The sequence below is a fragment of the Nevskia sp. genome (assembly GCF_023266035.1).
Taxonomy (GTDB): domain Bacteria; phylum Pseudomonadota; class Gammaproteobacteria; order Nevskiales; family Nevskiaceae; genus Nevskia.
Genome location: NZ_JAHFRY010000040.1, coordinates 1 through 19,861 on the forward strand (window position 1 = coordinate 1; position 19,861 = coordinate 19,861).

Consider the following 19,861-nt stretch of genomic DNA (forward strand, 5'->3'; position numbering starts at 1 on the left):
ATGCGGATACGGGTTTCGATGTCGGCCCGGCCGCTGTCCGGCGTCAGTTCGAACACCGCGGCGATCGGCGAGGGATTGTTGTCGACCAGCAGGTAGAGCTTCTGCACGTAACGGCTCGGCGACTGCAGGATCTTCGTGCGGATCGCGATCGGCACCGTCGACGCATCCTCGGCGCGGTTCGGTGCCTCGAGCTCGATGATCTCGCCGGCGTTCTCGTCGATCGCCCGCGTGCCGAACAGCCCGTTGCGAACCTTGGGCCATATCGGCGCGGCCGAGGCCTGCGGGGCGGGGTCAGCCGGTGCCGCGAGGACGTCCGGAACCAAGGTGGCTAGCAGGCCGATCAGGGCGACGCGCTGCAAGTGCTGGAACAGGAACATGTCAGTTCTCCCACTCGAGTTCGGTGTAGACCGCCGTCACGTTGCGGCGGTGGTAGTCGTCGAACAGCAGCCACGCCTTTTGCGGCAGCTGATTGCCGAGAGTTTCGACAGTCTGCGCCAGTGTGCTCCCGGCTTTCAGCGCCGCACGAACGCTGCTGATCAGCTGATCCAGATATTGCCGTTGTGGCGCGAATGCAGCGTCGACGTCGTGCTGGACCGGGCCATGGCCGGGAATCAGATGGGCGGGTTTCAGGGCGCGCAGCGCAGTCATCACTTTCAGCCAGCCAAGGGCGCGACCGTCGACCACCGGGATGCGATCGACGAACAGCAGATCACCGGTCCACAAGGTTTGGGTCCGCTCGTCGAAGACCGTCAGATCGTTGTTGGTGTGCGCCGTCGGCCAGGCTTGCAGGCTGAGACGCCGGTTACCGAGATCGAGCATTTCGTGGTCGCTGACCAGCAAGCTCGGCGCGGCACTGTCACTGCCGTCTGCAGCAGCACCGAGGGTGTTTTTGAGGTTGGCGAGAAAACCGTCACGTCTTGCCGCCATCGCTGCCGGGTACTCGGCATGGGCGACGAAAACCGTGGCTGGATCGCTGAACGCGGCATCGCCGAAGCTGTGATCCGGATGAACGTGGGTGTGAATGACGTAGCAGACCGGCTTCGCGGTGGCTCGGCGAATCGCGTCGCGCAGTGCGGTGCCAATAGCGAGTGAGCCGCCGCTGTCGATGACCGCCACGCAGCGATCACCGACGATGTAGCCGATGTTGGCGATGTCGCCACCATTGGCGGCCGTGGCGTCCTGCTGCTGGCCTCGGTGGACGTAAATCCCGTCGGCGACCTTTTCCAGGCTGAAGTCAGGCGCCGCTGTCGCTTGTGTCAGCAGCGTGCCAGCCAGCAGGACGATCGACGCCAGCGTCGATTGCCACCCGGCCTGCCGCAGACTCATCTCAATTGATGAAGCAGGACTTGCGTGCCTTGCCGAGCAGGTCGCGGAACTGGTCGGCCAGTCCCTTGGCAACGCGCTCGTTGCGGATCACCTGGCCGCGCTCGCCGGCGATCGTCGAGGCATAGAACGCCGTCGAAGCTTCGACGTAATCCTCGTAGGGAAGATCGACGGCCAGCTTGTCGATCACGCAGGAACACTTGTAGACCATTTCCTGCGGTGGCTTGTCAGCGTTCTCGCGCTGGCACATGTGCACAAATTCGACGCGGTCGACGGTCGGGTAGTCGTTGACGGCGGCAGTGGCCGCAGTCGGCGCGGCGATAGCCAAGGTCAGCAGTGCGGCAGACAGCGTGCTGCTCAGCTTGCGGGTGGTCATGGGGCAGTCTCGATAAGGGTTCGGGCAACGGCCGCCTGGAAAGGGCGGGAACGCAGCTTCAGTTTGCAGCCGCTGCCGCGGGTGGTGCTGGAGGCAGCAGCGGCACCCCATAGTCGTTCAGGATCGCTTCGATCTTGCTCTGATTGCGGACGATCAGCTCGTCGAGCGTCTGCTTCAAAGCCTTGTCGGGAATGCGTACCGCCATCGCGATCTCGAAATCGAAGCGGACGTTGTGCTCGGACTGCATCGGCAGCACCAGCAGATCGGCTTGCGGATAACGCTTCGCGTAGTAGCCTGCGATCGGGCCCCAGACGATCACGGCATCCAGCTTGCCGGCGATCAGATCGGCTTCGATGATGCCGCCGGAACTCTGATCCGGATCGGCCACCAGCACGCGATACGGCACGCCGATGTCGAGCAGGCCACGCTTGGCCATCCAGTCCGAAGCCGGTGACTTGTCGATGATGCCGATCTTCAGCTTCGCCAGTTTCTCCTGTGGCAAGGCCAGGAACTGTTCGACCGACGTGACCCCGGCCAGCGCCTTGCCACGCGGGAACGCCATCGCGTAGGTCGAGCGGTAATAAGGCTTGGTCGATGCCGTGCCCTGGCTGAAGCCGGCGGGCACGTCCATGACAATGTCGCAAGGGTAATCGTCGCCGGGCAGTTTGAAACGCAGCGTGTTGCGGATGAAATTGAAGCGGGCGGGGTAGTCGAAGGCTTGAACCTTGATCCCGAGATCAGCCGCGAACAACTCGGCGATCTTGTCTTCGAAGCCCTCACCCTTGACGTTCTGGAACGGCAGATTGTTCGGGTCGCGACAGATACGGAACGCCTTTTTCTCGGCATCCTGTGCTCGCACTGGCATCAGGACGCTGGCCAGCAGCAGCGCCGCAGTGGCGACTACCGCAGGCCGGGTGTTCCGGACTGCCACGATCAACGCGCCGATCCGGGAACCACCGACCTGCGGCAGCGGCATCATTCGATGCCCGTCACTTTGGCGGCGGTGATCTTGCCGTCGGAACGGCCTTTCAGATAGGCATACAGAGCATCTATGTTGGTCATCACGCCTGGGTTGGCTGACCAGCTGGGCATGCCCTTCTCGAGGCGACCATCGGCCAGGGTTTTGACGAAATCGGCCTTGCTCAGCACTTTCAGACTTTCGATCAGCGATGGGCCAACCATGCCTTCCTGGTTCGGGCCATGGCAGCGGTCGCAGGCTGCAGCGCGCCAGGTTTTGAAGCCCTTGAGCGTGTTGGCATCAACCTTGGTGCCATCGACGACGGTATACAGCGGCGCATCGGCTGCCGACGCCGTGGTGATTGCTCCGCCGGTCAGGCCGGCTGCAGCGATCAGGGATAACAGTACGCGGTGCTGCATGTTGAATTCCTCCAGATTAGTAATTGCTCGCAGGACTGGTATGCGTGGCTGGCGCTGAACCGGTCCTTAATTCCCGTTGGTTCCCTTTGGGGGGTGACACCGGTGCCGATGAGCGGCGCTCGGCACGGTGCCAATGGTTTTTATAGGTGCTGCTTGTGCGGCTTGTTACGTCAGGCCGAGCTGACTGGCGTGGTGCGCCAGATGGTCGGCCATGAAGCTTTGGATGAACCAGTACGAGTGGTCGTAATCGGCATGCAGCCGCAGGCTCAAACGTTGTCCGGAAGCACGTGCGGCGGCGTCCAGATTTTCCGGCTTCAGTTCGCGATTCAGGAAATTGTCCGCCAGTCCCTGGTCGACGAGAAGCAGGCCGGGGTAGGGATTCTTCCTGATCAACAGACTGGCGTCGTACTGCTCCCAAGTAGACGCATCCGGGCCCAGATAGTTTCCAAAAGCTTTCTGGCCCCAGGGCACGGCGACCGGGTTGGAAATCGGCGCGAACGCCGATACCGATTGCCAGCGCGTCGGGTTGCGGAGCGCCGTCACCAGCGCCCCGTGGCCGCCCATCGAATGGCCGAAGATGCCGCGCTTGCCCGGGATGATCGGGAAATTGGCTTCGATCAGAGCCGGCAGTTCTTCGTTGATGTACGAGCCCATCCGGTAGTTCTTCTTCCAGGGCTCGTTGGTGGCATCGAGGTAGAAACCGGCGGCCAGGCCGAAATCCCAGCTATCCGCTTCGCCCGGCAGATTCAAACCACGCGGGCTGGTATCGCAGGCGACCAGCGCCAGACCCAGTTCAGCGGCGATGCGCTGCGCGCCAGCCTTGATCAGGAAGGTTTCTTCGGTGCAGGTCAGGCCGGCCAAGTAGTACAGCGCCGGCACCTTGCGGTGCGCGGCCTGCGGCGGCAGGTAGACGCCGAATTTCATCGGCGTTCCGGTCTCGGTGGAGGCATGGGTATAGAAGCCCATGCGCCCGCCGAAACAGGCCTGATCGCTGCGCTTTTCGATCGCTGCCGTCATCAGTAGAGCACCACGCCACGGATCGATTCACCACGGGTCATCAGATCAAAGCCTTCGTTGATCTTTTCCAGCGGCATCGTGTGGGTGATCAGATCGTCGATGTTGAGCTTGCCGTCCATGTACCAGTCGACGATGCGCGGCACATCGGTGCGGCCCTTGGCGCCGCCAAATGCGGAACCGATCCAGCGACGGCCGGTGACCAGCTGGAACGGACGGGTGGAGATCTCGGCACCAGCCGGTGCCACGCCGATGATCGTCGACATGCCCCAGCCCTTGTGGCAGCACTCCAGTGCCTGGCGCATCAGCTTGACGTTGCCGGTGCATTCGAAAGTGTGATCGGCGCCGCCCTTGGTCAGTTCGACGAGGTGGGACACTAGGTCGCCTTGGACTTCCTTCGGATTGACGAAGTGAGTCATGCCGAACTTGCGGGCCATGGCTTCGCGGCCAGGATTGATGTCGATGCCAATGATCATGTTGGCGCCGACCATCTTCAGGCCCTGGATCACGTTCAGGCCGATGCCGCCGAGGCCGAACACGATGCAGTTGGTGCCGTACTCGACCTTGGCGGTGAACAGCACCGCGCCGATGCCGGTGGTCACGCCGCAGCCGATGTAGCAGATCTTGTCGAACGGGGCGTCTTCACGAACCTTGGCGACGGCGATTTCCGGCAGCACGGTGTAGTTCGCGAACGTCGAGCAGCCCATGTAGTGCAGCACCGGCTTGCCCTGGAAGCTGAAGCGGCTGTTGCCGTCCGGCATCATGCCCTTGCCCTGGGTGGCGCGAATCTTCTGGCACAGGTTGGTCTTGCCGGACAGGCAATACTCGCACTCGCGGCATTCCGGCGTGTACAGCGGAATGACGTGATCGCCCTTCTTGACCGAGGTGACGCCGGGACCGACGTCGACGACGATGCCGGCACCTTCGTGCCCGAGGATCACCGGGAACATGCCTTCCGGGTCATCGCCGGACAGGGTGAACTTGTCGGTATGGCAAAGGCCGGTGGCCTTGATCTCGACCAGCACCTCACCAGCGCGCGGGCCATCGAGTTGCACGGTTTCGATCGAAAGCGGCTTGCCGGCTTCGAAAGCAACAGCGGCGCGGACATCCATGATTCAACTCCTTTTCTTTTTTGGTTGGGGTAGGGCTTGGGGGCCCGATGAAACGAGTCAGTGACCTGTTCGATGACTCTCGACTGCGGCGTTGCGGTCTATGCACCGCCCTGGGGTGCGGCTTCGCGAAGTTCGCGGCGGGTGATGCCGTGCCGGAACATCTTCCGGTACAGCGTTTTGCGGCTGACATGCAGTTGCACGGCTGCTGCGCTTACGTTCCAGCGGCAGCTTTCCAGTACGCGGCGCAGGGCATCACGTTCGGCATCGCCGAGCACGTCGTCGCCATCAAGATCGGAAAGATCTGCCGGGCTTTGCGCGGTAAGCGCATGCGAAACGCTGGCGCCCAGCCATTCTTCGTTGAAGTCGGCCATGGTCAGGCAATCGCCCTCGCACATCGCGATCATCGTCCGCAGCACATTGCGCAGTTGCCGGATGTTGCCTGGCCATGGCGACTGCAAGAGTCGCCGCATCACGGCGTCATCGATATCGATCGGCGTGCGATCACGAGATTCTTCGCGGATCAGGCTCAGCACCAGCTCGCGGCTGTCCTGGCGATCGCGCAGCGCAGGCATGCGCAGCGCCAGACCATTCAGACGGTAGTAGAGATCTTCACGGAAGCGGCGATCACGCACCTGCTGCATCAGGTCGCAGTGGGTGGCGCTGATGATGCGGATATCGACGGGAATCGCTTTCGAGCCGCCCAGCGGCATCACTTCGCGATCTTCGATGACCGACAGCAGGCGCACCTGCAGCGGCAGCGGCATGTCGCCGATTTCGTCGAGGAACAGCGTGCCGCCATTGGCCTGCACGACTCGGCCCGGATGGCCTTCTCGAGTTGCACCGGTGAACGCTCCAGCCTTGTAGCCGAACAGTTCGGATTCGATCAGCGTTTCCGGAATGGCTGCGCAATTGACCGTCACGAAGGCCTTGTCGGCACGGCGGCTGGCAGCGTGGATCGCTTTCGCGAAGCAGCCCTTGCCGGTGCCGGTTTCGCCGAGCAGCAGCACCGGGATGTCGCGATCGAGCACCCGGCGAACGATGCGGATGTTGTTTGCCATCTGCAGATCGCCGTGTTCCAGCGTTGCCAGCGGCCCGCAGGGCAGGGGCGCCGGAGCCTCGATCGGTTCGCGCCGCGCTTCGCTGCGGGCATCGCGTTCGGGTGGCTGGATGGCGCTCCAGAGCTTTGTCTGCGAACTGCGTGCTACCAACGGTGCAGCGCGGAAGGCGCGGCGCGCGGCGAGCTGCATCTGGGTCGACATGGTGGTGTCGAAGATCGCTTCCAGCGCCTGGCCGCAGAGGGCACGGTGATGGGAGAGACCCAGCAGTTCGAGCGCGCTGCGATTGGCGCCGACGATCATGCCGTTGTCATCGAAGGCAACGATGCCTTCGCCCGGCGTGGAGATGAACTCTGCCTGGCGATGGAAGCGCAGCATGTAGTGGCGCTTGCAGGATTCCAGCAGCGCCCGGTTCTCGATGTTCTGCGCGGCGATCTCGACCAGCGCCAGCGTGTGCGTCTGCGAGCGGCTGAAGCTGCCGGAGATATCCAGAGCGGCGACGACTCGGCCCTGCATGTCGAAGATCGGCGCGGCGGAGCAGGTCAGCTCGGTGTTCTGGGCGAGGAAGTGCTCATTCTGATGAATGATCACCGAGCGCTGCTCGACGATGCAGGTACCCATGCCATTGGTGCCCAGCTCGCGTTCGCTCCACACCGCACCTTCGCGCAAGCCGCTGCGCTTGGCGGTGTTGGCAAAACCGGGATCGCCCACGTAATGAAGGATCACGCCATCCTGATCGGTCAGCATGATTCCGAAATCGTTCTGCTGAAGCCGGTTGCGCAGGCCCAGCAATTCGATTCTGGCGATCGACAGCAACAAGCCGTGCTGCTCGCGTCGAGCCTGCAATTCGGGGCGATCGACGACAGTAGCTTTCTTGGGAGTCAGGGGATCGAGCGCATAGTTCTCGATACACCGTGTCCATGAATGACGAACCAGATGATCGATCTCGGACGCCGGGGCGATGCCCTGAACGGCCAACTCGACCAGACTGGCGTGACGCGCCGCTTTTTGCGTGGTCAGCATGTGTTCCTCCTTGCGCGCCGTCGGACCCGTAGGTCCGCAGTCTTTATCGTCTTGGTGCTCGTGCACCTTGCGAAACGCGTCAGAGGAAAAATCATCCGGGACAGCGGGTAGCGAGACACCGAGCGACGGAAGACTACCCCCGTCAGGTGCGCGGTACAACAATAGGTTTCCGGGTGCCGAAACCATTGAAGAATCAGGCTTGAAGGGGTCTGGCGGAAGGTCCTGACGACGCCCCGGAGTCGCCATCCAGTAATCCGGAGCGAGCTGTCGCGCAAGCTCCTGATCGACCCGCAATTCCGCGATGCTGCGCTTGCGGCTTGGGTCCGCAGCCGGCGCATCTCCGCTGGCCTGCCCGATTGGATTTTTGCGACTACCACGCTTCTTCACGATGCTCGCACTCCACTCGACAGCCCGAACAACAGCGGTATCTCCACTGCGTCGATTCGCAGTGGAGACATCAGTCGGTTGAGGCGATGAGCGTCGAGCAACATGGCGAGGTGCGAGTATCGGGCGGCCTTGGGCGTTCTTCTGAATCGCCCTTCGATGCCTCGCATTGCAGATCGCGTGCCATCGTGGCGATCATGTTGCAGTGCTAAATAGTCAATGAAAACAATACTGAAAAGAGCGCTTGATCAGGGTTCAGGGCGCGCTCTGCAGCGCCTGTTTCGATATTGACCCAGTGCTGTGCGCAGGGTGCGCGGAGGTCGTTGGATGGCAGCTTCAGGATTTTCCTTCGCTGATCCGCATCATGGTGGTGATGGCAGGCGCCGGTGCACTGCCGGTGGCTGCTGCCGTGCTGGTGCGGATTTCGTAGACGCCACCCGGTACCGATGTGGAGAAGGTGAAGACATAGGTCTTGCTGGCGAACTGACCGAAGCGATCCTTCAGTGAGTCGTTGGTGTAGGGCTCGATCGTCACTTCGTTGCCATCGACGGTCTTGCCCTTGTAGCTCAGCTTGATCGGCTTGACGGTCGCGGCATCGGCAAGCGCCAGACGGATGCGCTTGCGGAAGTAGGCCTGCTGGCCGCCCAGGCGATCGTGCATCTTGCGAATGTCATGCTCGAGGAAGTACAGGATCACCGGATTGCCGCCACCGCCCTCGACGCTGGGCAGCTCGATCTTGTGCTCGCCAGTCAGAAACTCCACGGACAGCGTGCGCTTGTCTGCAGCGCCGTTGCCGACATTCAGCTTCACCAGGTCCTCGAAGCTGTCTGCCGGCGCGCCGGTCTGCACGTAGCGATAGTCGATCGTCACGGCCGTCGGCACATTGGCCATGTGCGGATCGACGAACACTCGATGTTCGGCGATCGAGTATTCATCTGCAGCGAATGCGGCGGGTGCTGCACCGAATGCCAGCGCGATAGCAAAGCTTGCCAATAGTTTGTTCATGGCTGTTCCTGAGAGAAGTGGAAGAAGAAAGAGTGGAAAATTTTTGGAAATGGAATTTTGCTCTTCAGCAAAATCAGACATTCAAGGCGATGGCGAAGCCGGTTTAGCGCCGCGGCCTCGGGTGGCCAGTTCAGAGGCCAGTGCCGGATCCAATGGCTCGAGTTGGCGGGTGATGCGTTCAGCCTCTTTTTTCTCGCCGCGCCCGATCTGCAGCTGGCCAAGCAGGAACCAGGCTTGTGCCAAGTGAGGATCGAGGCTCACGGCGCGTTCGTAGGCGGCAATGGCTTCGGTGGGATGATCAAGACGAGTCAAGGCCTGGCCACGCATGAACCAGGCTTCGGCATTGCTGGGTTCGGCTTCAGCCCAGGCGTCGGTCAGCCTGACCAGCTCGTCCCATAGCATGCGCGCCTGCAGCGTCGAGGCGCGCATGAAGAAGGGCAGGCGGTCTGCCGGTTGTGCCCAGAACGGCGGGGCACTGTCGAGCTTGCCAACCGGTTCGAATGGGTCGCTGCGGGCAAGTTCCGATTCGATCCAGTCGACCGGAATCGAGAAGTAGTAAGCCTCAGCGCCCTTGAGCCGAAACGTCAAGATGCCGACCAGTTTGCCGTCCATCTCGAACAAGCCGCCACCGCTGGCGCCGGAGTTGAAGTAGGTGGCGCTCTGGATCACCGTGCCATCGGCCAACGGATGCAGCGCCTGCACAGTGCCGACCTGGGTCGCCAAGCCTGTGCCAAAGGTGTAGCCGATCGCGGCCACCTCGGTTCCCACGCGCAGATCGCTGACTTTGCCGCGAGGCACGGGTACCACGCCATCGAGCCCACGAACCTGAAGGATGCAGAGGTCGCGAACGGTGTTGGCGCGCTGGCGAACGACCGGCCAGCGCAGGCCCTGATACAGCACGGTGATCGACGCAGCCTGCGCCGTGACGTGGCAACTGGTGACAAAGCGGCTGGGCTGAACCGCGACGCCGCTGCCTAGCGAGAAGGAGCCACCGTCGGTAACGGCTTCGATCTTGACGATGCTGGCAACGATGGGATTGAAAAGCTCTCGGTCGATATCGCTCGCTGCCGCCACGAAGCTGGTCGACAGCAGCGTTGCGGCCAGCCACCCGCCGATCGACCACGAATCAGACGCCGCAGGGTCAAGCATGGTTTGGGCTTCCCATCGACACAGCAATGCGGTCATCTCGACAGCTCTCGAGACGTCCTGAATGAGGGATTTGCAGAGCAAAAAAAGTGGCGCCACCGAGTTCATCGGTGGCGCCACCCAGTCCTTCGGATGTTACTGGGTCCGTGGACCCGGTGACTGTTTATTTGCCGGTCATTCGCTGAGGGCGAAGACGGTCAGCGAGCCACCCAGTTCCGTGTACTGGCTCAGTTCGCGATAGCCGCCCACTGCACCAAGGCCGTCCGCATCCTTCTCGAGGCCCGCTGCCATGCCGATACCGGCCCAGCCGCCAATGCCCGAATAGACGCCAACGTACTGCTTGCCCTTGTGCACGTAGGTGAACACGTTGCCGATGATGCCGGACGGAGTCTTGAACTTCCAAAGCTCCTTGCCGTCCTTCAGGCTGACCGCCTTCAGGTAGCCTTCCAGCGTGCCGTAGAACAGCACGTCACCAGCGGTGGTCAGCGCACCTGACCAGACCGAGAACTTCTCCGGCTTGGACCAGACGATCTTGCCCGCGCCTGCATCCCAGACGGTGAAGTTGCCCATGCCGCCATGGCTGTTCGGCGCCGGGTACATCGCCAGAGTTGCGCCGACATACGGCTGACCTGCGGTGTAATCGACGGCGAACGGCTCATAGTCCATGCAGACGTGGTTGGTCGGGATGTAGAACAGACCGGTCTTCGGGTTGAACGCCGCCGGCTGCTGATCCTTCGAGCCCAACGCTGCCGGGCAGACGCCCTTGGTGTTGACGTCCGGACCGTTCTGCGCGGTGGAGTACTTGGCGACGACCTGCGGACGGCCAGTCTTCATGTCGACGTTGGTTGCCCAGTTCACGGCCGGGTCGTACTTTTCGGCAACCAGCAGCGCGCCGTTGGTGCGGTCCAGCGTATAGCCGAAGCCATTGCGGTCGAAATGGACGAGTGCCTTCGTCGCTTTGCCCTTGACCGGGATGTCGGCCAGGATCATTTCGTTGATGCCGTCGAAATCCCACTCATCGTACGGAGTCATCTGATAGACCCACTTCACCTTGCCGGTGTCGAGGTCGCGCGACCAGATGGACATCGACCACTTGTTGTCGCCCGGACGCTGCGACGGATTCCAGGTGGATGGATTGCCGGTGCCGTAGAACACCTGGTTCAGCGCGCGATCGTAGCTGTACCAGCCCCAGGTCGTGCCGCCACCGATCTTCCACTGGTCGCCCTTCCAGGTCGACAGCGAAGAGTCCTTCTTGACCGGCGTGACCTTGCCGTCTTCCCAGGTGGTGGTCTTGCCCGGCTCGATCAGCATTTCCGCATCCGGACCGACGCTGTAGCCCTTCCAGGCCAGTTTGCCGTCTTTCAGGTTGTAGGCCGCGAGGAAGCCGCGAACGCCCCATTCACCACCCGAAATACCGGTGATGACCTTGTCCTTGAAGATGTGCGGTGCGTTGGTATTGACGGCGCCCAGCTTCGGGTCGCCATTCTTTACCGACCAGATCAGCTTGCCGGTCTTGGCATCGAGCGCGATCAGATTCGAGTCGGCCTGCTGGAGCAGGATCTTGCCGTCGCCGAAGGCGAGACCACGATTGACGGTGTCGCAGCACATCTGCGGAATGACGGCCGGATCCTGCTTCGGCTCGTACTTCCAGACGATCTTCTGCGTGTCCAGGTCGTACGCGAACACCTTGTTCGGGAACGGCGTGTGGATGTACATCATGCCGTCGATGACCAGCGGAGAGCCTTCGTGGCCGCGCAGGACGCCGGTCGAGAAGGTCCAGGCCACCTGCAGCTTGTTGACGTTCTTGTCAGTGATCTGGCTCAGCTTGCTATAGCGCTGGTTGTATTCATCGCCAGCCTGCATGGTCCAGTTCTCGGGATTAGCCATTGCCTTGTCGAGATCTGCCGCGGCATGGGTGATGCCTGGAGCAGCGACGAGGGCGAAGGCCGCCATTGCCAAACTTGCCTTGTAGCGAAAATTCATTTGTTTTCTCCTCCGCATTTAAGAAATTACGGTTGCCGCTGTTCGATCACACCTGGGTTGCTCAACGCTGCAGCATCCGGCGCATCATTTTTGTTATCTCGAGATCCTGTGGGACATCGAGGATGTGTCACTTGAACCGACCTTGCGATTGACCCTCGCCGCATCGCCCTCAGTAATCGAACCCGGAAGCGCTTCAGCAACAGCCGTGCCACCATGGGCAAGCTTCCCGGTCACGCTTAAAATTCAATTAATACAACAAGTTGAGAAACCTGTTTATTGCTGCAATTGCACAATTCAAGGGGTGGTAAAAACCCTCTGGCGCAGTTTTGACCCAAGTGTTTCGGGGCGCGCAATGGCTCTGAGAGATGCGGTCGCGAGGCCGCGACAAGAGCGCAGATCGCGTGTCCCGAAAGGGGGCGCATTCGCGTAAACGTAAAGACGATGTGTCCTGCCGGTGCGGACCTTGTTGTCCATCCCCTGGACCCGAGCATCGCCGCTGCTCAGGGAGGCTGATGGCGGGCTGCAGCCGCGATCCGGTCTCGCCAGAGCGCGGCCGCTTTTTCCTGGCCCGCTTTCGACAGATGACAGCCGTCGTACCGAAAATTGCCGCCGAGCGTATCGGTATCGGCGCCGGGGAAGAATCCTTTATCCGGATTAACAAGGCCGCGCTGAGCGGCCGCTAGAGCCGCGTCCTGGCCCCCGTTTCCACAGCGTGTGTGTACCGCAATCAGCACTCGGGTGTTGCCGGGACTCGTACCGGGCAGCACCCCGTAAGGAGCGATCGACTGGATCATTCCCATGAAGTGGGATTGGTAGGTCCCCGCAGTCGTCCCACGATCAGCTGAGCCCTGGTGCCACAGCAGATACGAAATCCCGAAGCCGGTATCGCGAGTCGATCGCACGGCCTCCGTCAGACGCTCGTTCAGGCTGCCGCCCGCGTCCCATTGCGCGACGCTGCTGTCGCCGACACCGATCGTCACGAAGGCCGTATAGGGCATCAGTCCGCTAGGCAAGGCGTCCCCGAGGTGGGACCACATGCTGCCGAGGGTTCCGTCTGCGCCTGCCATGGGATCACGTGCTTCGAAGCAACGTCCCTGATGGATGTTGTAGCTGGGACGCTTAGGCGTATAAGGCGCTTGATTGAAATTGGAAGCGATGGATTGGCCGAACGCCAGAAACACCACGGGCCGGACAGCAAGTAAATCGCTGCATCGGACTTCGTTTCGGCCGTCCGCGGTGACGCCGATCACCTCCAGGCGTGCTGGCGATAGCGCATCCGAGTCGATATCGTGATCGCAGCCAGGCAACAGACTGGTGACACCGAGCAAGGCCGCCATCGCGGAGCGCCGCCGGCCGGCCAGGGAGTACAGACGCCGAATCATGTGCTTGGTCCCGATTAGCGAGAGGCGACGCCAAGCAGCAACTGGACGGCACTGACGATCGGTTCGCTGTTGAGGCTCGCGTTGGCTCGAAGCATATGGGCATTGGTGTCGCAGAACTGACCTGCGTCACTGCTCAACTGCCAGCTCTGGCTCGGGCGGATGAAGCTGGCGGACCCCAATCGCTTCATGACCGCCGCAACCTGGGCTTCCCATCGGCTGCGGTCCTTCTCATGGATCAGGACAGTCGGCAGCGTGAACAGCACCTTCACGCCGCGCTGGTTCAGTCGTCTTTCGAAGTCATCGGCGAGTTCCGTGAAGCCTCGGGAGTGTTCCAGCAACTTCGGATCGAATTCGAGGGGCTTGGCATTGGATGTCTGCGTGCAATCGATCCAGTCGCCCCGATCGTTGATGACCACGGAGCGGTGATAGCCGGGCAGATGCAATGCATGGTCCTCGGCGCCGTCGAATCCTTCCAGGCTTTCGATCTGCGGAGCCGCGGGTTGCCATTGGGCATAGGTCTTCAGGCTGTTCAACAAGGTCAGTTCGTCGAACAGCGACATCAGCGGGATGTGAAACGAGCCTTGCGGCAGTGATAGATCAATGCCGTGCAGTGGCAGGTACCAGTCTCCGCCAGCCAGTTTCGTCAAGGTCGCGTTCGCCGTCTGGTCGCGATGATTCAGAAAGCTGAGCGCAGAGATCACCACGATATCCCCCGGTCGGGCGCGCGCTTCCACCACCGCGAACATGTTCCGGACGTCCAGCCCTTCCCCAAGCACTCCGAGGTTGTAAACCGGCAGGCCGATCTGCCTGGAGATGTAGGCGGAGTCGAAACTGCTGAGCGCGTTCGAGCCGCCTCCGATCAATACTCTGCGGCCGTCCTCCGGGTTCATCCGCTGGTCAAGCGTCGCCCTTGAAGACGCCAGCGCAGTCACCGAGGCTCGGTCGCTGGCCTCGTTCAACCAACCCTTCACCAGGCAGGAGATCGGTACGGCAATGGCGATGAACAGCCACAGCGCGAGCTTGCTAGCCTTACTGGCGCGCATAGATCATGCCCTCCGAGCCGTTGCTGGCCATCAGCACCATGACGACCACGACCACCAGCATTCGCCAGCCCATGAACAGCGAATAGGCCGGCAGCTTGCGCCGCACGTTCTGCCATTCGGTGAACAGCACGAAGCCCACGGCGGCCAGCAGCATCTGCCAGGTGCCGGGCGAGGCGAGGCTCAGCAGCCGCTGCAGCGTCGCCGATGGATGCTCGACGATGGCCAGCCATTGCATCGGATCGGCCAGGGTGCCGAACTTGGTCAGCAGGCGCGGCAGGTTGTCGTCCATGAACAGCAGGCGGCCGAACAGCAGGACGGCGAAGAAGGCCAGCCAGCCGACGAGCCTGGGCCAGCGGTAGTGCCTCAGCACGTTGGCGTAGAGCAGGAAGGCGGAGGCGTGGAACAGCCCCCAGAGGAAGAAATTCGCGGTAATGCCATGCCAGGCGGCCGAGACCATGAAGACGAGCAGCGGCGCGTAATGGACCCAGCGCGCGCCGATGCCGGACTCGCGGAACGGCCCGTAGACATATTGGTGGAACCAGCGGCCCAGGCTGATATGCCAGGCGCGCCAGAAGTCACGGACATTGCCGGCAAAGAACGGGTGATTGAAGTTCAGCGTCAGCTCCGGACCAAGCATCAGGCTGATGCCGTAGGCCATCAGGCTGTAGCCGCAAAGATCGAAGTAGACGCGCAGCTCGAAAGCGATGATGCCGGTGGACAGGGTCAGCGCATCGTCGGCCAGTTCGGGGAAGTAAAGGCGGGCCAGCAAGCGGCCGATGATGAATTTGTAGAACGCCCCCAACACCACCCAGCGCGCACCGCGATCGATACGTGCCCAGTCGAGCGAGAAACGGAAATTTCCGAGCACGCCAAGAAACGCAGGTTGCTCGATCGGCCCGCTGAGAAATTTCGGGAAATAGATGACGTAAAGCAGGTACAGGCTGAAGTCCGGTTTCAGACGGCGTCCAGCCAGCACTTCGGCATTCACGGCAGCCATCGACAGGACGTAGAACGGCAAACCCAGCGTGACTGCCCACTGGTCGATCAGCTGCGCCGAGTTGCCGGTCAGGGTGCCGACGGCGCCGGTCAGTTCAAGGCTGACAAAACCGACGATCCAGAGGGCCCAGTTGGTGCGGACCAGCCAGACGCGGGTGCGTTCTTGATCGAGGGCTTGACCGATCCAGGACTGGCCAGCCGTCAAGCTGCCGTAGCTGGCTGCCACCGTCAGCAGGATGAAGGCGAGGATTGGTGTGGAGCCGGCGAGCAAAGCCAGCGCCACTGCTGACAGGCCGATCAGTCCATAGCGATGACTGAGTAGGGTTGGGCTATCGCTGCCGACGATCGCACTTGTCTGCGGGAATTCCGCGGCTGTGCGAGGAACAAGCCTGGCTTCAGACATGGATTTGCTGGTCGGCAGAATCGCGCGGAGCGTGCGCCTTCCTCCAATGCAATTCTCATTCCCCCGTGCGGATACCTTCTGGCCCAGGGTCCGATCGCTGATCGCAACGATTCTCGAGCAGTTGAATGTGCCTGCGATACCTGTGTGGCCAAGAGCCGCGACGGGAAACTGTCACCTCACAGCAAGCCGTCACAGCCGATCCGTCAAGAATTGGCTGTGACGGCGATTGCCGCTCAAATCATCTCGATTGCCATCGCCACCGCTTCACCACCGCCGATGCACAGCGATGCGATGCCGCGCTTGCCGCCGGCCTTTTTCAGCGCGCCGATCAGCGTGGCGAGAATGCGTGCGCCGCTGGCGCCGATCGGGTGGCCGAGCGCGCAGGCGCCGCCATGAATGTTGACCTTGTCGTGCGGCAGGCTGTGTTCCCTCATTGCTGCCATCGTCACCACGGCGAAGGCTTCGTTGATTTCCCAGAGATCGACATCAGCAGCCTTCCAGCCAAGCTTGTCGAGCAGCGTCCGGATCGCGAACACCGGTGCGGTGGCGAACTCGCCCGGCAGGCGTGCGTGCGAGGCGTGGCCCAGGATGCGAGCCAGCGGCTTGAGGCCACGCTTGCTGCTCTCGGCTTCCGACATCACGACGACCGCAGCAGCGCCGTCCGAGATGCTCGATGAGGTCGCGGCGGTGATCGTGCCGTCCTTCTTGAAGGCTGCTTTCAGCGTCGGGATCTTGTCCGGACGGCCCTTGGCGGGCTGCTCGTCATGGCGGATCAGTTCCGGTCCGCTCTTGCCGGTGACTTCGACCGGCGTGATTTCGAAATCGAAGCTGCCGTCCTCGTTGGCCAGCTTGGCGCGGGCCAGCGAAGCGACGGCGAAGGCGTCTTGTTCTTCACGCGTGAAGCTGTACTGGCTGGCGCATGTTTCGGCGAACAGGCCCATCGACTTGCCGCGTTCGTAGGCGTCTTCGAGGCCATCCATGGCCATGTGATCGTAGATCGTCGTCGCGCCATAGCGAACACCGCTGCGGCCCTTCGGCAGCAGATGCGGGGCGTTGGTCATCGACTCGAAACCACCGGCCACCATGATCGTGTTGGTGCCTGCCTTGATCAGATCATTGGCCAGCATCACGGCCTTCAGGCCGGAGCCGCACATCTTGCTGATCTGCGTCGCGCCCACGGAGTCGGGCAGGCCCGCGCCACGGACTGCCTGACGGGCAGGGGCCTGGCCCTGGCCGGCAATCAGGCAGCAGCCGAGGATCGCTTCCTGAACGTCGGCCGGCGCAATGCCGGCACGTTCGACGACTGCCTTGACGGCAATCGCACCAAGTTGGGCGCCGCTGAACGGGGAGAGCATGCCCAGCAAGCCGCCCATCGGCGTGCGGGCGATCGAAACGATGACCACGGAATCGTGGCCGGCAGCTGATGACATGGTGACTCCGCAGATGATTGGGCAGGTGCGGAGATTATCGCCGAAGGTCTGCGGCTACGGACTCGCCGAAGGTTGGGGGCGAGCCCTCTGAAATCGACCCAAAAGTCTTAACCCAGGGTCACTTCACTTCTTCCTCGATCGCACTGACCTTGTTGTCACTGAATACGACACGCACATGGTCGCGTTCCTGGCGGGTGTTGCTGCTCAGGTAGTACGGGTAGAAGCCGGCGCCTGGCCCGTAGAAGCCCGATCCATAGAAGCTGTTGAATGGGTAGGCGAAGCCGCGATGATAGAAGCCGGTGTACAGCGGCGCGCCGAGTTGATCTTCGTAACGCGTGTAGCGCCAGACCAGGCTGACGCCGTTGGCGTCGGTACGCTGGGTAATCCGATCCGGCTCGCCCATCGCCAGCTTCACCGCCGTTTCGTCGAAGCCGATGCCGATCTTGCCGGCCTTGATCAGGGCCTGCTGTTCCGCCGGCAGCGCATTGAAGGCTTCCGGGTTCTTGTCGATGCGCGCCTGCGGCGACGCACAGGACACCAGCAGCAGCACAAGGCTGGGAGCGAGCAGACGGAACGGGCTTTTCATCAAGACATCCTCGTGCGGGAACAGCTTTGTGCAACAGCTTACAGACCACGGCGACCATGAGAGCGTTCACGGATCCGGATCGCCATCGGCGGTGCCCTGTCCATATTTGCAGCAAAGATGGCCAGTGGATGCGCTGCTTGTTTACAAATGCAAATGATTATCATTAAATAGATTGAACAAGCCGCAGCGACGCTCAGCGCTAGCCAGCCGGACCCCTGTCTGCACAAGGAGGGCTGGTCATGTCGATTACAGATTCAGGTGCGCTGCGCGGCATTGGTCGCGTAGTTCCCCATTCGATGCCAATGGCTGGCGATCGCCTGCTTCAGCACCGGCCGCAGGCATTTCTGGATGCGCTGTATCAGTCGGCCCGGGCGCCTTTGTGGCGTTCGCGTAAGCCTGAGCCCTTGCTGTCGGCAGAGTCCGGACGGCTGTTGCGGCAGATGGTTGATGTCAGCGCCGCGCGGTTGGTGGTGGCTTTGGGCAGCGCCGATGGCGTCGCTGCCGTCTGGCTTGCCGATGCCTTGAGGGAAGCAGCGGGTGGCCGTGGCGACCGTGCATTGATCGCGTTCGAGCGCGATGCGGATGCCGCCCACCGGGCGCGTGCGGCGCTGCGTGGCGCCGGCATTTCCCGCTACGTCGACATCCGCTACGACAACCCGACGCGGCTGCTCGGCGAGCTCGACACGCCGATCGACCTTGTGCTGCTGCTCGACACCTTCGATACCGATGCGGCTGCACTGCTGCCGCAACTCACCGCCAAGCTCCGGCCCGGCGGCATCCTGATCGCCCCGCAGATCCAGCGTCGGCGGCGGGCTTTAGCTGGCTGGCTGGCCAGCGTTCGTGCTCCGGATGGCCCTTATCGCAGCCTGACCTTGCCGATCGACGGCGGTCTCGAATGGTTGGTGAAACACACATGAACAATTCCGAATTCGTCTCTCTTACGCCACGTGCGCGCCTCCACGAAACCACGCGCCGTGTCGTATTCCGTCTCGTCTCGTTGAGGAGTTCGACGACGGCTTTCTATTCTTCAAGCCAGGCCGCTGGCACGAGGGCTGGCTGATGTGCGGGCGTTGCGAGCTGTGTCCGCCGATCGCCGAAGGTGCCCGCAGCAAGTGCGGCAAGCCGGCTGCCAGCGTCAGATCCGACGCGTCGGTGCAGCCGAAGTCGGAGCGCCTGGAAGCGCTGCTGGCGCGACGGAAGATCCCGGAGCCGGCGCAGCCGGCAACCACGGGTTTGCCGTGAACCATCTTTTCAGCCCGATCGCAGATGCGCCGCTGCTGCTGATCGCGGCGGTCTGGTTGAGCAGCGGCCTGCGCAATCGTGACCCTTCGGCGCGGCTTGAATTGCTGGCCGCCAGCCTGATGCTGGCGTCGGCCTCCGCCGTGCTGTGGAACGCGCTGGGCGGCGCAGCGGTGATGTGGACCACCGGGTTCTCGCACATGGCACTGGTGCTGCTGGCGATCGTCGTTGCCGGGCTTGGCCGGGCGATCCCGGCTGAGGGATTCGCCCTGCGCAGCGCCCGCTACGCCGCCGGTGTCGGTTTGTCGGGCATCGTGCTCGCCGCCAGCTTGGGCCAGTACGCACCGAGCGCCTGATAGATCGCCAGGCAATTGCGCAGCACCACGTCGAACGGCGTCTTCAGGCCCTCGCGCACCCAATGGGTCGCGATATGGATATTGGAGCCGAGCAGGCCACTGGCGATCAGGTCGAGATCGACCCCGCGCGAGGCGGCGTTCGGGAACAGCTGATCGATGAAACGGCGCGTCAGCTCCATGTATTCGCGAGTGATCTGGCCGGAGATCTGCTGCACGTCGTGACTGATACTGATCGCGTCGATCAGCATCACCCGGGCACGGCGGGGATCGTCCCGGATGAACTCCAGCAGCACGCGCAAGGCCGCGCCAGCCAGCACGTCGATCCGGCTGCTGCTGTCCCAGGCGCTACTGCTGGCGTTCGCCGCGATCAAGGCCGCGAGCGTTGCCCGCTTCAGCTGATCGTTCAGCTGCAGATAGAGCGCGCTGAACAGCGCTTCCAGGCTTTTGAACGATTCGTAGAAATAGCGCTCGGTCAGGCCGGCTCCGGCACAGATTTCCCGGACCGTCACCGCATGGAAGCCACGGGTACCGAAGGCTTCGAGCGCAGCCTCCAGCAGCAGCGCCCGGCGCTGGGCAACGCGGTCCTGCATCGGCAGGCCTTTCATCGGCCGAGGTTTCGGCGTCGAGA

20 protein-coding genes are annotated in these 19,861 nt (G+C 62.3%); 3 read left to right on the forward strand and 17 right to left on the reverse strand.

Annotated features, from left to right (window positions below):
- The 16 genes from Q0D45_RS08075 to Q0D45_RS08150 all read right to left on the reverse strand — a co-directional run.
- Nucleotides 1-377: thiosulfate oxidation carrier protein SoxY (locus tag Q0D45_RS08075; protein WP_293391021.1), on the reverse strand; the 377-nt coding region annotated here is incomplete at its 3' end.
- Between the two features lies 1 nt (nucleotide 378).
- Entirely contained in the window at nucleotides 379-1,326 is a 948-nt protein-coding gene (locus Q0D45_RS08080; RefSeq protein WP_293391024.1) for a quinoprotein relay system zinc metallohydrolase 2, read from the reverse strand.
- A 1-nt stretch (nucleotide 1,327) separates the two neighbouring features.
- The gene (locus Q0D45_RS08085; RefSeq protein ID WP_293391027.1) at nucleotides 1,328-1,699 is read right to left on the reverse strand and encodes a hypothetical protein; all 372 of its coding nucleotides are present in this window, start codon (nucleotides 1,697-1,699) and stop codon (nucleotides 1,328-1,330) included.
- 58 nt (nucleotides 1,700-1,757) lie between these two features.
- Nucleotides 1,758-2,630: a quinoprotein dehydrogenase-associated putative ABC transporter substrate-binding protein gene (locus tag Q0D45_RS08090; RefSeq protein WP_293391029.1), complete on the reverse strand. Its 873-nt coding sequence runs from the start codon at nucleotides 2,628-2,630 to the stop codon at nucleotides 1,758-1,760.
- Nucleotides 2,631-2,674: 44 nt separating this feature from the next.
- Nucleotides 2,675-3,076, reverse strand: coding sequence for a cytochrome c (locus Q0D45_RS08095; RefSeq protein ID WP_293391032.1), 402 nt, complete (start codon nucleotides 3,074-3,076; stop codon nucleotides 2,675-2,677).
- A 165-nt stretch (nucleotides 3,077-3,241) separates the two neighbouring features.
- Nucleotides 3,242-4,093 carry an S-formylglutathione hydrolase gene (gene fghA, locus Q0D45_RS08100; RefSeq protein WP_293391035.1) on the reverse strand — a complete coding sequence of 284 codons (852 nt, stop codon included), beginning with the start codon at nucleotides 4,091-4,093 and terminating at the stop codon, nucleotides 3,242-3,244.
- Entirely contained in the window at nucleotides 4,093-5,202 is a 1,110-nt protein-coding gene (locus tag Q0D45_RS08105; RefSeq protein ID WP_293391038.1) for an S-(hydroxymethyl)glutathione dehydrogenase/class III alcohol dehydrogenase, read from the reverse strand. Before Q0D45_RS08105 ends, fghA begins: the two co-directional genes overlap by 1 nt.
- Nucleotides 5,203-5,300: 98 nt before the next feature.
- Complete coding sequence (locus tag Q0D45_RS08110; RefSeq protein ID WP_293391041.1) at nucleotides 5,301-7,280, reverse strand: sigma-54-dependent Fis family transcriptional regulator; 1,980 nt, start codon at nucleotides 7,278-7,280, stop codon at nucleotides 5,301-5,303.
- Between the two features lie 720 nt (nucleotides 7,281-8,000).
- Complete coding sequence (locus tag Q0D45_RS08115; RefSeq protein ID WP_293391044.1) at nucleotides 8,001-8,669, reverse strand: hypothetical protein; 669 nt, start codon at nucleotides 8,667-8,669, stop codon at nucleotides 8,001-8,003.
- 81 nt (nucleotides 8,670-8,750) lie between these two features.
- Nucleotides 8,751-9,923, reverse strand: coding sequence for a trypsin-like peptidase domain-containing protein (locus Q0D45_RS08120; RefSeq protein WP_293391047.1), 1,173 nt, complete (start codon nucleotides 9,921-9,923; stop codon nucleotides 8,751-8,753).
- A gap of 66 nt (nucleotides 9,924-9,989) precedes the next feature.
- Complete coding sequence (locus Q0D45_RS08125; protein WP_366946386.1) at nucleotides 9,990-11,768, reverse strand: methanol/ethanol family PQQ-dependent dehydrogenase; 1,779 nt, start codon at nucleotides 11,766-11,768, stop codon at nucleotides 9,990-9,992.
- 530 nt (nucleotides 11,769-12,298) lie between these two features.
- The gene (locus tag Q0D45_RS08130) at nucleotides 12,299-13,180 is read right to left on the reverse strand and encodes a hypothetical protein (protein ID WP_293391050.1); all 882 of its coding nucleotides are present in this window, start codon (nucleotides 13,178-13,180) and stop codon (nucleotides 12,299-12,301) included.
- Between the two features lie 14 nt (nucleotides 13,181-13,194).
- Complete coding sequence (locus tag Q0D45_RS08135) at nucleotides 13,195-14,223, reverse strand: hypothetical protein (RefSeq protein ID WP_293391053.1); 1,029 nt, start codon at nucleotides 14,221-14,223, stop codon at nucleotides 13,195-13,197.
- Nucleotides 14,210-15,622 (reverse strand): MBOAT family O-acyltransferase, encoded by a 1,413-nt coding sequence (locus Q0D45_RS08140; protein WP_293391055.1) that lies wholly within the window; start codon nucleotides 15,620-15,622, stop codon nucleotides 14,210-14,212. The genes Q0D45_RS08135 and Q0D45_RS08140 overlap by 14 nt, the downstream gene beginning before the upstream one ends.
- Before the next feature lie 233 nt (nucleotides 15,623-15,855).
- Nucleotides 15,856-17,052 carry an acetyl-CoA C-acyltransferase gene (locus Q0D45_RS08145; RefSeq protein ID WP_293391058.1) on the reverse strand — a complete coding sequence of 399 codons (1,197 nt, stop codon included), beginning with the start codon at nucleotides 17,050-17,052 and terminating at the stop codon, nucleotides 15,856-15,858.
- Between the two features lie 118 nt (nucleotides 17,053-17,170).
- On the reverse strand, nucleotides 17,171-17,638 hold the full coding sequence (locus tag Q0D45_RS08150) for a hypothetical protein (protein ID WP_293391061.1): 468 nt from the start codon (nucleotides 17,636-17,638) through the stop codon (nucleotides 17,171-17,173).
- Between the two features lie 239 nt (nucleotides 17,639-17,877).
- On the opposite strand from Q0D45_RS08150, the gene Q0D45_RS08155 reads away from it, so the two are divergent.
- From Q0D45_RS08155 to Q0D45_RS08165, 3 genes are all read left to right on the forward strand, one after another.
- Nucleotides 17,878-18,555, forward strand: coding sequence for a class I SAM-dependent methyltransferase (locus tag Q0D45_RS08155; RefSeq protein ID WP_293391064.1), 678 nt, complete (start codon nucleotides 17,878-17,880; stop codon nucleotides 18,553-18,555).
- A gap of 142 nt (nucleotides 18,556-18,697) precedes the next feature.
- Nucleotides 18,698-18,880 carry a hypothetical protein gene (locus Q0D45_RS08160; protein ID WP_293391067.1) on the forward strand — a complete coding sequence of 61 codons (183 nt, stop codon included), beginning with the start codon at nucleotides 18,698-18,700 and terminating at the stop codon, nucleotides 18,878-18,880.
- Nucleotides 18,877-19,233, forward strand: coding sequence for a hypothetical protein (locus tag Q0D45_RS08165; protein WP_293391070.1), 357 nt, complete (start codon nucleotides 18,877-18,879; stop codon nucleotides 19,231-19,233). Before Q0D45_RS08160 ends, Q0D45_RS08165 begins: the two co-directional genes overlap by 4 nt.
- Here the strand turns inward: Q0D45_RS08165 and Q0D45_RS08170 are convergent.
- Nucleotides 19,161-19,838, reverse strand: a complete 678-nt coding sequence (locus Q0D45_RS08170) for a TetR/AcrR family transcriptional regulator (RefSeq protein ID WP_293391072.1) — start codon at nucleotides 19,836-19,838, stop codon at nucleotides 19,161-19,163. The two genes, Q0D45_RS08165 and Q0D45_RS08170, sit on opposite strands and share 73 nt — an antisense overlap.
- Nucleotides 19,839-19,861 lie beyond the last annotated feature (23 nt).

Coding starts and splice junctions, on each gene's coding strand:
- Q0D45_RS08080 (WP_293391024.1), bottom strand. CDS start 1,326: ATGAGTCTGCGGCAGGCCGGGTGGCAATCGACGCTGGCGTCGATCGTC.
- Q0D45_RS08085 (WP_293391027.1), bottom strand. CDS start 1,699: ATGACCACCCGCAAGCTGAGCAGCACGCTGTCTGCCGCACTGCTGACC.
- Q0D45_RS08095 (WP_293391032.1), bottom strand. CDS start 3,076: ATGCAGCACCGCGTACTGTTATCCCTGATCGCTGCAGCCGGCCTGACC.
- fghA (WP_293391035.1), bottom strand. CDS start 4,093: ATGACGGCAGCGATCGAAAAGCGCAGCGATCAGGCCTGTTTCGGCGGG.
- Q0D45_RS08105 (WP_293391038.1), bottom strand. CDS start 5,202: ATGGATGTCCGCGCCGCTGTTGCTTTCGAAGCCGGCAAGCCGCTTTCG.
- Q0D45_RS08110 (WP_293391041.1), bottom strand. CDS start 7,280: ATGCTGACCACGCAAAAAGCGGCGCGTCACGCCAGTCTGGTCGAGTTG.
- Q0D45_RS08115 (WP_293391044.1), bottom strand. CDS start 8,669: ATGAACAAACTATTGGCAAGCTTTGCTATCGCGCTGGCATTCGGTGCA.
- Q0D45_RS08120 (WP_293391047.1), bottom strand. CDS start 9,923: ATGAACTCGGTGGCGCCACTTTTTTTGCTCTGCAAATCCCTCATTCAG.
- Q0D45_RS08125 (WP_366946386.1), bottom strand. CDS start 11,768: ATGGCGGCCTTCGCCCTCGTCGCTGCTCCAGGCATCACCCATGCCGCG.
- Q0D45_RS08130 (WP_293391050.1), bottom strand. CDS start 13,180: ATGATTCGGCGTCTGTACTCCCTGGCCGGCCGGCGGCGCTCCGCGATG.
- Q0D45_RS08135 (WP_293391053.1), bottom strand. CDS start 14,223: ATGCGCGCCAGTAAGGCTAGCAAGCTCGCGCTGTGGCTGTTCATCGCC.
- Q0D45_RS08140 (WP_293391055.1), bottom strand. CDS start 15,622: ATGTCTGAAGCCAGGCTTGTTCCTCGCACAGCCGCGGAATTCCCGCAG.
- Q0D45_RS08145 (WP_293391058.1), bottom strand. CDS start 17,052: ATGTCATCAGCTGCCGGCCACGATTCCGTGGTCATCGTTTCGATCGCC.
- Q0D45_RS08150 (WP_293391061.1), bottom strand. CDS start 17,638: ATGAAAAGCCCGTTCCGTCTGCTCGCTCCCAGCCTTGTGCTGCTGCTG.
- Q0D45_RS08155 (WP_293391064.1), top strand. CDS start 17,878: ATGTCGATTACAGATTCAGGTGCGCTGCGCGGCATTGGTCGCGTAGTT.
- Q0D45_RS08160 (WP_293391067.1), top strand. CDS start 18,698: ATGTGCGGGCGTTGCGAGCTGTGTCCGCCGATCGCCGAAGGTGCCCGC.
- Q0D45_RS08170 (WP_293391072.1), bottom strand. CDS start 19,838: ATGAAAGGCCTGCCGATGCAGGACCGCGTTGCCCAGCGCCGGGCGCTG.